The organism is Oceanobacillus sp. J11TS1, from assembly GCF_018333215.1.
Classification (GTDB): Bacteria; Bacillota; Bacilli; order Bacillales; family Amphibacillaceae; genus Oceanobacillus.
Genome location: NZ_BORO01000049.1, coordinates 1 through 9,844 on the forward strand (window position 1 = coordinate 1; position 9,844 = coordinate 9,844).

Below are 9,844 nucleotides of genomic sequence, written 5' to 3' on the forward strand. Positions count from 1 at the left end.
ACGGGGAGTAGGTAAGAAACGAGCTAATTTTCAGACACCTTCCCCGGGTACCCGGGGAAGGTGTCTGAAAATACATCCCAATAGAGAGGATACCCTATTAATTTACACAAACTTATTGACAGTACCGGTTCGCAACTGTACAAAGCATATTACATTTTCTTTGTCCAGAGGAAATCCCACCTGAACTCTTTATCATGCTGACCGAAAATGCTCACAACATTCTCGGTTTTTATTATGCTTATTTTCTAATATTATTATACATCTCATTGAGATTAGGTTCAATCACTGTTTTTGGTGATTGGCCTCATTTTATATTAAAATGTAATAATATATCATTAAATGAGTATAGACAATAAATGAGAAAGACAACAATGTCCCTTTTCCTCTTTTGATATTTTCATAATACTAAGACAGTGAGACAGGTCCATTGTCCGAATCCTCTTGTCATCAACAGGACGATGTTGATGACAAGAAGCCCCTTGAGTAAGTAGAAAAACTGAGGTGCCTATCTGTAAAAAGGGATATGTACCCAGATACGTTATTCGATTAATAAAGAATTTATAAATACTGCTTCTTTAATTGAGCAATCCGTTTTATTACAAGATATCCGATTGGTGAAATTATCAAAGCAACACCTAATGAATATAAAATATTAAAAAGAATAACTGCATCCCAGACAAGTCCACTTCCTTCGATATGAGCAACGGCTTTCCACTGAAAATAATTCCTGATCAAAAAGGTCAGAAAGCCAACTACAAAAAGTGCGATGAAGCTATTTACCCAATACATAAATTTCGATGCATCTGGCTTAATGCGAAATGTTAGGATTACAAAAATCAAAACAGATGGTATAACAGTAGTTAAAAACACTGGGGCGAATGGTATCCACGGTATTAAACTGATAATAAATGACCCAATAAGTGAGATAATTACCCCCGACAACAATCCAAGTACGATTAGCACCCTTATCCTCCCCCTTCTAGGCTACATAAACTTATAATCTCATTGGTTTTCCAAGGTTACAAATGTAATGGTTGATAGAATATTTGACATTAAGGCAGGTTTAATATCATTTAATATGACTAAATCAATTGGCTTCTGAAAAAGATCCTCAAGGTTTTTAAGTCCATGTATTTATCAAATGATACATCCACGTCATTAAACTCAACGATCACATCAATATCGCTAGAGTCTTTTTGTTCATCAAGGATTTCCTGTTTGGATAACATATCTACGGCACCATTCCCCTGTATTAACTATTTCTTTTCATACTTCATATATGAATTTTTTTGGGAGCTAATTGGAAATCAAAAGAATTCGAGATTAGTTCCATTCTATAAATGGGTATATTGAGTGTAAAAGCAATATTAACTAATCTAAGGATATGTTCCTCTTTACATTTATAGCCTATATAAATAGCTGATGGATTTGCTTCCATATATTCTGATCTAGGTACATTAGTTGGTTTCATCACCCTAAATTCTTGCTCGTATTCCCATTTTTTCTCCTTTATATAACAGGACAATATTATAACCCATAACAACATTAGATTATCTATCAAAATTTCGTTTTGTTTTTCTTTAACTGCCCGTTCATAATTTTCCTCAATGTTTCTTAAAAATCCTTGAAAATACCGAGTTACATCCACCCGACCTTCTAAATATTGAACAGGAAATAATGAAGGTGAAAGTTCTGGGTTACTTTTAAAATCAGTTAGATAACTTACACAATAACCCTCGTGATTATTGGAGTAATGCGCCCACATCGGTAAGTTATTTACTCCGGATTTTGAAAAAGAGGCTAATCTTGTTTTATAAATATTATCCTCTATGAAGCTTCCATCGAGTAAATAACTAAATTTATTTTGCTTCAATCTTTCAATATCATAATAATAGGAACGATTGTCAAAGGGATCATTAAAATCAGTGGCATAGGACAAATATACCTCACTATTTTCTAATGTAGAGAATTTCATATTATTAAGTTCCTCATTATCTGTCAGAGAATAATACTTAAAAACTTCATTTGGCACATATAACTTAATGATTTTGTAAATTGTATTAAAAGCATCATTAGAAAAGTAATCTAGGGCTTCTAAAAATTTGACATAATCAATTGGGTTTTCTTTAATATACTTTTCTCTCTGGTCATTAATATCCATAAGACCCCTCCACTATCATAATACTTCAACTAGGTTATCTTTTTTAAATAAGCAAAGTTAATAATTGATAATCAATTTAAACTATTTGATAATAAACTCCATTTTCCCCTTCCATTATTTTCATAGTAATATAAAGCTGGAAGGAGGACAAACATGAAAACAGAAATAAGAAAAGTAGCCATCTACGCCCGCGTAAGTACAGAAGAACAAGCAAAAGAAGGTTTTAGTATAGCAGCTCAACTTCAAACACTTCGACAATATGCTCAAATTTACAACTGGGAAGTATTTGATGAATACGTCGATGAAGGAATTAGCGGTAAATCGGTTAAAGGACGGCCAGAAATGAAGAGACTGATTAAGGATGTTGAGAACGAAAGATTTGATGCTGTACTAGTTTGGAAAATTTCTCGGCTTTCTAGAAATATGCTAGAAACGCTTATGATGCTAGATAAGTTTGAAAAATACAACGTCAAGTTTATATCTTACTCAGAGAACTTTTGATACAAGTAGCCCGATAGGTCGCCTCGTACTTCAAATTATGGCATCTATCGCTGAAATGGAGCGAAATACATTAGCGGAGAATGTTAAGCTTGGAATGAAACAGAGGGCCTTGGAAGGGAGATGGAACGGTGGAGTTGTATTTGGATATGACACTGTTAAGAAGCAACTAGTTATCAATGAAAAAGAAGCTGAAGTAGTACAGTTAATCTTTCATATGTATGTAAATGGCAAAGGGCTAAGAGCGATTTCTAACCACTTAAATAAAGCTGGGTATAAAACTAAACGTAATCGTTATTTCTCCATCAATGGAGTAGCACAAATCCTAGACAATGTAATATATATCGGTAAGATCAGTTGGCTAAAATTTGAAAATTGGGAGTCTAAACGAAGAAAAGGAAAAAATCCAAATCCCATTCTAGTAGAAGGAAAACATGAACCTATTATTTCTGATGAATTATGGAGCGTTGTACAAGCAAGGAGAAAGAGTAAATCATTTAAGCAGCGTCAATCAAACGAACCATTCTTACTTAGCGGCCTTTTACGCTGTCCTGATTGTGGCCAAGGAATGGTTCCATCAATTACAACACATACACGAAAAGATGGGACGAAACGAAAACATCGTTATTACGTCTGTAGCGATTTTCATAACAAAGGATCTGCTGCTTGTAAAGCTAATTCCATTAAGGCATATGAAGCAGAAGAAACGGTTATTAAGAAAATTGAACAACTTAGTTCTAATAAGAAGAGATTATATAAGATTCTCACAGACATTAGTTCTAATTCCGCTCATTCGATAAGCCAACTTAATAAAGAATTAGTAGAGATTGAAAAGCGGTTAAGGGAAATTGAACAATTACAGGCAAGGTATATGGAAGCCTTTGAGAATAACACTCTCCCTGTGGATATTTTGCAAGAGAGTTTACAAAAGGTCTCCAATGAAAAAAGAGAATTAGAGTCAGAGAAAAATGAAATTGCAATCCAATTAAGTTCTATAGATTCAAAGGTAATTCAACCAGATTTGATTGAAAAATTACTCGAAAAATTCGTATCGGTTTATAAGAAGTCATCTAGAGAAAACAAAAAGCAATTACTACAGTTATTAATTTATAATATTACAATCAAACAAAAAGATAGAACCAGAACAATTAAAAACATAGAACTTGAATTTGATTTTACTGAAATGAACATATCGAAAACTTTTATATTAATCCACTTGTTATACCGTGAAACGGATAATGAAAGCACATTTTCAATACCCGCTTCCGATAAAGAATTACCACCTTATCTTCAAGAGTTTTTGCCTCTATTTGTGGTACGGTTCCCCCCGGTTAATCCGAAAACTCCGATAAACCTGCTCCAATAGCACCAACCGCATCAACTGATGAGGAAACGTCATCTTAGAAAACGACAGCGCCAAATCACTCCGCTTCTGCACCTCTTCACCTATCCCAAGTGATCCGCCAATCACAAACACAACCTTGCTCTTCCCATAAGTCGCCAACTCGTCGATCTTTTTCGCAAGCTGCTCTGAACTCAGCATTTGCCCTTGAATTTCAAGCGTAATCACAAAAGCATCCTGACTAATATGTGCAATAATACGCTCTCCTTCTTTGCGTTTGACTGCTTCCATTTCCGCTTCACTCATCGTTTCAGGGGCTTTTTCATCGGCCACTTCGACAATATTCACTTTGGCATAGGCACCTAAACGCTTTTTATATTCATCGATGCCCTGCTTTAAGTATTTTTCTTTTAATTTTCCAACGGTGACAAGAGTGATATTCATTACTATCTTCCTTTATCATTTCAAATTTTCGATTTTATTAATTCATTTCCTTTATATTACCATAGTATTTACAAAACGGCAGTAGACCTCTGTTTTCAAACCCCCTTATTTATCTAGTCAAGCTGCGGAAAAGCAAGCCTTCCTGCCCCGCAACTTCACTAGAATTAGCTTTACTCACTTCAAATCAACATTCCAAATTTATCCCCTAAAGCTTAAACTGCCTAACCAGTCCATTCATTTCCTCGGCAAGCTTCGATAATTGTTCTGAGCTTCCTGCGACTTCTTCCATAGAACTGTTTGTCTGCTGGGTAGATGCAGATGTTTGTTCGACGCCGGCAGCTGCTTCTTGGGAAATAGAAGCGATTTCTTCTATGGATTCTTTCATTTCCTGATTGCTTGTGGTGATGCCAGCTAAGTTTTCAGTTACAAGATTAATGTTATCTGCCATATTGGAAATGGATTCATTGATCTTATGAAAGGTTTTTCCTGTTGTAACGATTTGGTTTGTTCCTTGTTCTACTTCGGTATACCCATCTTTTAATGATTCGACGACGGTACTTGTTTCATTCTGGATATTCGCTACGATATCTGTAATATCTGTGACCGAGACAGCGACCTGTTCCGCAAGTTTTCTTACTTCCTCAGCTACCACGGTAAATCCTTTTCCATGTTCACCTGCTCTTGCCGCTTCAATTGCTGCATTTAATGCAAGCAGGTTGGTCTGGTCTGCAATATCTTTAATAACCGAAACAAGATGGGATATTTTTTTAGAGTGTGCATCTAATCCTTCTACTTTAGAGACTGCTCCTTGAACGATTTTGTCAATCTTGGCCATTTGTTCTGTAGAGGAAGTCATGAGCTCGCTTCCGTTCGTTGTCATTTCGAGTACTTTATCGGAATATTGCTGTACATGTTCGCCGTTTTCATTTACTTCCTGTACTTTTAGCGCAAAAGTTCCAGTAATCTCGGACAAGTTGCTGGCGCTGTTCGCTTGTTTTTCAGAACCCGCAGCCAGTTCTTGCATGGTGATAGCGACTTGCTCCGAACCGGATTTTACTTCATTTGCTGCCTGCGTTAATTCTTCACTTTGATTTGTAACGGTTTCAGATACCTCATTTATTTGTCTAAGCAAGTTACGTGTGCTGCTCGCCATTTCATTGGTGGCATCGACTAATTGGCCGACTTCATCCCTTGTCTTGGTTTGTAAGGAGTCCTTGCTCAAATCACCGCTTGCAATCAATTTCATCCGCTCCATCACCGTTTTGATAGGTTTCGAGATAAGGTTGCCGGTGACAAGTACTGCTGTGATACTGAGAATAAGAATTAAAACGGAGACAATAATGACAATCGTTACGGTTTGTTCCCCATGTACGATAATTTTTTCCCCATTTTGAGTAATGGCTGCTTCTGAATTTGCTGCCAGCTCCCTATAACCTGCCGTGATATCATCAACCATAAATGACAGGCCATTAAGGTTCGCTATAGCTTGTTCTTCATCTCCTCGGTCATAGACTTCAAAGACATCGCCGATAATAGCGGTCTGCCATACATTGGTCGTACGGATTACATTCTCAAATTCTTCTGTAACACCGACGCTTCTTGCTAATTCTTCAAATTCGGCTCCCTGTTTTGTATACGCTTCAAAATCTTCCTTAAAATCGGTTTTTCCGGTCAATACATATCCTCTGGCTGTTGCTATCCGGTTGGCCATGGTAGTTTCCAATCCATTACTTGCATTTAACATTTGAAGATTGTTTTCGACCATTTCTTTTGTTTCATCATTCATCTTTTTAATCGTAATGGAACTGTACGCGCCTAAAATAATAACTAGCAAAATAACGACGGAAAATGCCAGGATGATCTTGCTTTTAATGCTTTTCAAATTAAAAATTACTTTCAATTTCTTTCCCCCTCTTTCAATGAAAACGTTGCCTCTGTATGTAAAAAGACTTCCCTTTAAAAGTAGTGTCTTACAATCGAATCTTATATCTCTTCTGGGTCCCAGGTAGTTTGTCAAGCTTTATAGGGAAATGGATCTATCTTATATATCGGTGGATTTAACTATCTTTAAAGGAAAAATTGATAAAATTTAGTATAATCGAAGTAATAAATATATGATTTGTTGGTAATCAGGAGGCTGATTCTGTAGGTGCTTTGTTAAAGTGTTTTATGCATAAGAAAAACCGGACAGAATTTGCCCGGTTTTTCCTATTAAGACCATATAATTTATGAAGAGAAATCTTTCCGCTTCTGTTAATAAAAAACAATAAGAAGCTATTCCACACTCTATTCCGGATCAATCAACCCACAAAGCTTTAATCCTTGATCAATCCCATCATCGTCATGTGAATTGACGATATGCGTTGCAGCTTCTTTAATTTCCTCCACAGAGTTGCCCATCGCTACGGAAGTTTTGACAAATTGAAACATTTCTAGGTCATTTAATCCGTCACCGAAAGCATATGTATTCTCTTTGGAGTATCCGGTAATCTCTAAGAATTCTTTTATGCCTGTTGCTTTGGAAATGCCTTGTGGAAAGATATCACATCCGAATGGGGAATTACGGACAAAATTTAGCTTAGGAAATTTCTTTTGATATTCCTCTTCACCATCTTCCATGTATATTTCTGCTTGGTAGACTGGCTTCGTCATATAAACATCACGATCAACTGCCGGCAGCTCTCTGTCGCAATACTCACAGTCCTTCTTTAACAACTCTGAATCGTTGTTTGTTGCGTAAATCCGCTCCGCCGTGTGGAAGCAGACAGTGACGCCATTTTTTGTCGCATATTCCTCTAGGTTTTTTAACAAAACGGGATTAATTCGATTCCGATAAACAACTTCTCCATTATGAATAATAAATTGTCCATTCATTAATACAGCGGATCGAATTCCTGTTTCTCCGCGTAATTCCTTCGTTTCAAATGCGGGTCTCCCTGTTGCAAGGACAGGTATGCCATCATTTTTGATAAGCTTCTGTATCGCTTTTATGCTGCTTTGAGCTACTTTTTTCTCACTTGTTAATAATGTTCCGTCTAAATCAAAGAATACAATTGGCTTTTTAGGCAATGTATATCCCCCTTCCATTTCTTCATGGAGTAATGTTGTACCCTATTCTAGTAGATAATTGGATGAAAAGCTAGGTATTATATTTTATCACAAGTTTTAGATTTGAGTCTTGCTCGTTTTTCTTAGTTTGAACCGTTCTTCATTGTGGAATAGAAAAAGTATATAAAGAGGAACTCGATCGCTTTAACTTCATGCACTAAGTATTTAAAATCTCATGAGAAGAGGGTTTTTACGCTCTTTTCATAAAAAGGAGACATGTTCTATGTTTGATGATCGTGCAGGAAAAGTACTCGTTGATTTATTGGCAGATTGGGGCGTGGACCATATTTATGGGATGCCTGGTGACTCGATTAACAACCTGATGGAAGAGTTGCGCAAAGCACAGGAGAAGATACAATTTATTCAGGTGCGTCACGAAGAAGCCGGGGCATTAGCTGCTGCGTCTTATGCAAAATTGACTGGAAAACTCGGTGTTTGTTTATCGATTGCAGGTCCGGGAGCCATCCACTTATTAAATGGCTTGTATGATGCGAAGGAGGATAGCGCTCCTGTACTCGTCCTTGCGGGGCAGGTTCCGACAGATCAAATTGGGACAGACGCCTTTCAAGAGGTAAATATGGAACGCATTTTTGAGGATGTTGCGGTATTTAATAAGCAGGTTACTTCTGAAGAACAGCTTTCTTCCATGGTGAACCAAGCTATTCGTACCGCTTATGCGAAAAAAGGGGTCGCTGTATTAACCCTGCCAGACGATATCCCTACGGAGAAAATTAAAAATAAAGTACAGAAAAATGCCGTCATGTATGAGACGCCAGCACTTACACCAGATACTTCTGATTTAGAAGAGGCTATTTCAACGATGGAAAAAGCAAAAAAACCAATTATTTTAGCTGGTACTGGCGCCAAAAAAGCAAAAGAAGAGCTGGCGAATTTTTCGGACGCCATTGCCGCTCCTGTCGTTGTTACCCTCCCTGCCAAAGGAATTATGGCAGATGAACATCCAAATTTCCTGGGCAACCTGGGAATGATTGGTACCAAACCGGCCTATGAAGCGATGAATGATGCAGACTTACTGATATTAATCGGCACCTCTTATCCGTATGTGGAGTTTTTACCAGAGGATGCAACATGCATTCAAATCGACAGCAATCCGCTTCAAATTGGCAAAAGATATCCCGTTGATATCGGCATAGCTGGCGATGCCAAAAAAGCACTCACTTGGTTTAATGAGCATCTGACCCGAGCTGAAAAACGTGATTTCCTAGAGAAATATCAGGAGAGAATGGCCAAATGGTGGGAAGAAATGCAGGCAGAGGAAGAGCAGACCTCAACGCCAATCAAACCACAGCAGGTTGTCCATGAAGTACAGAAAATTGCTGCCGATAATGCTATTTTATCTGTAGATGTCGGCAATGTAACCGTATGGGCAACACGTCATTTCCGGATGAAAACCACACAGGACTTTCTTATCTCTAGCTGGCTGGGCACCATGGGCTGCGGCCTTCCAGGAGCAATTGCAAGTAAGATGGCTTACCCTGATCGGCAAGTAATCAGCCTCTGTGGCGATGGAGGTTTTACGATGAATATGCAGGATTTTCTTACTGCCGTAAAATACAACCTGCCAATAATTATTGTCATTTTTAATAATGAACGTATCGGCATGATTAAATACGAACAAGAAGCTGACGGAAACATTGATTATAAGACACAATTAGAAAGCTTTAACTTTGCTCAGTTTGCAGAAAACTGCGGCGGGAAAGGATATCGTGTTGAAACATTTGAAGACCTCAGACCATCCCTAGAGGCTGCAGCATCCTTTAAACAGACAGCAATCGTGGATGTCTGCGTAGAAGATGAACCACCTATTCCAGGAAAACTTTCTTATGATCAGATAACCGGCTACTCGAAGCAGACAATTAAGAAGCTGTTTGAAAAAGGAAAACTGGAACTCTCCCCAGTTCGTAAAGGGATGAAGCGGATGTAGAGATGGATTAATTTGAGCGGATTTGGATTGGGGTGGAGCGGATTTTCACTTTTTGGAGCGCGTTCGGCCTTGAGTGGAGCGCTTTTTCTCTTTTTTGGAGCGCGTTCAGACTCTGGTGGAGCGCATTCCACTATTTTCGAGCGCGTTCAGCTCAGTTGGAGCGGGTTTCCACTTTTTTGAGCGCGTTCGGCTTCAATTGGAGCGGGTTCCTACTTTTTCGAGTCAAGTCCTTATTTATGTGTAAAATTGATTATATGTTTTCAACTCACATTAGGTATTGATTGAATTTTATTTGTTAGGAAGGGGTACCCCTTCCTAACAAATAAAATTTTCGCGTGGCGCGGTG

At 37.9% G+C, this 9,844-nt stretch carries 8 protein-coding genes; 3 read left to right on the forward strand and 5 right to left on the reverse strand.

Going from position 1 to position 9,844, the window contains the following annotated elements:
• Positions 1 to 558 precede the first annotated feature (558 nt).
• Complete coding sequence (locus KI343_RS19420; RefSeq protein WP_212928062.1) at positions 559 to 963, reverse strand: hypothetical protein; 405 nt, start codon at positions 961 to 963, stop codon at positions 559 to 561.
• Positions 964 to 1,273: 310 nt separating this feature from the next.
• On the reverse strand, positions 1,274 to 2,161 hold the full coding sequence (locus KI343_RS19425) for a DUF2971 domain-containing protein (RefSeq protein WP_212928063.1): 888 nt from the start codon (positions 2,159 to 2,161) through the stop codon (positions 1,274 to 1,276).
• Between the two features lie 153 nt (positions 2,162 to 2,314).
• On the opposite strand from KI343_RS19425, the gene KI343_RS20280 reads away from it, so the two are divergent.
• Positions 2,315 to 2,662, forward strand: a complete 348-nt coding sequence (locus KI343_RS20280) for a recombinase family protein (protein WP_244857149.1) — start codon at positions 2,315 to 2,317, stop codon at positions 2,660 to 2,662.
• On the forward strand, positions 2,616 to 4,025 hold the full coding sequence (locus tag KI343_RS19430; RefSeq protein ID WP_244857151.1) for a recombinase family protein: 1,410 nt from the start codon (positions 2,616 to 2,618) through the stop codon (positions 4,023 to 4,025). Before KI343_RS20280 ends, KI343_RS19430 begins: the two co-directional genes overlap by 47 nt.
• On the opposite strand, the gene rlmH is transcribed toward KI343_RS19430, so the two are convergent.
• From rlmH to KI343_RS19445, 3 genes are all read right to left on the reverse strand, one after another.
• Complete coding sequence (rlmH, locus tag KI343_RS19435) at positions 3,966 to 4,445, reverse strand: 23S rRNA (pseudouridine(1915)-N(3))-methyltransferase RlmH (protein WP_212928064.1); 480 nt, start codon at positions 4,443 to 4,445, stop codon at positions 3,966 to 3,968. The genes KI343_RS19430 and rlmH overlap by 60 nt on opposite strands.
• 205 nt (positions 4,446 to 4,650) lie before the next feature.
• A complete protein-coding gene (locus KI343_RS19440; protein WP_244857152.1) occupies positions 4,651 to 6,345 on the reverse strand; it encodes a methyl-accepting chemotaxis protein in 1,695 nt (564 codons plus the stop codon).
• A gap of 386 nt (positions 6,346 to 6,731) precedes the next feature.
• Positions 6,732 to 7,514, reverse strand: coding sequence for a Cof-type HAD-IIB family hydrolase (locus KI343_RS19445; RefSeq protein ID WP_212928065.1), 783 nt, complete (start codon positions 7,512 to 7,514; stop codon positions 6,732 to 6,734).
• A 262-nt stretch (positions 7,515 to 7,776) separates the two neighbouring features.
• Here KI343_RS19445 and KI343_RS19450 point away from each other — a divergent pair, with 262 nt between their 5' ends.
• Positions 7,777 to 9,498, forward strand: a complete 1,722-nt coding sequence (locus KI343_RS19450) for a pyruvate oxidase (RefSeq protein WP_212928066.1) — start codon at positions 7,777 to 7,779, stop codon at positions 9,496 to 9,498.
• Positions 9,499 to 9,844 lie beyond the last annotated feature (346 nt).

Excerpts from the sequence above, each read along its gene's own strand:
- KI343_RS19425 (WP_212928063.1), bottom strand. The coding sequence starts at position 2,161 with ATGGATATTAATGACCAGAGAGAAAAGTATATTAAAGAAAACCCAATT.
- rlmH (WP_212928064.1), bottom strand. The coding sequence starts at position 4,445 with ATGAATATCACTCTTGTCACCGTTGGAAAATTAAAAGAAAAATACTTA.
- KI343_RS19450 (WP_212928066.1), top strand. The coding sequence starts at position 7,777 with ATGTTTGATGATCGTGCAGGAAAAGTACTCGTTGATTTATTGGCAGAT.
- KI343_RS20280 (WP_244857149.1), top strand. The coding sequence starts at position 2,315 with ATGAAAACAGAAATAAGAAAAGTAGCCATCTACGCCCGCGTAAGTACA.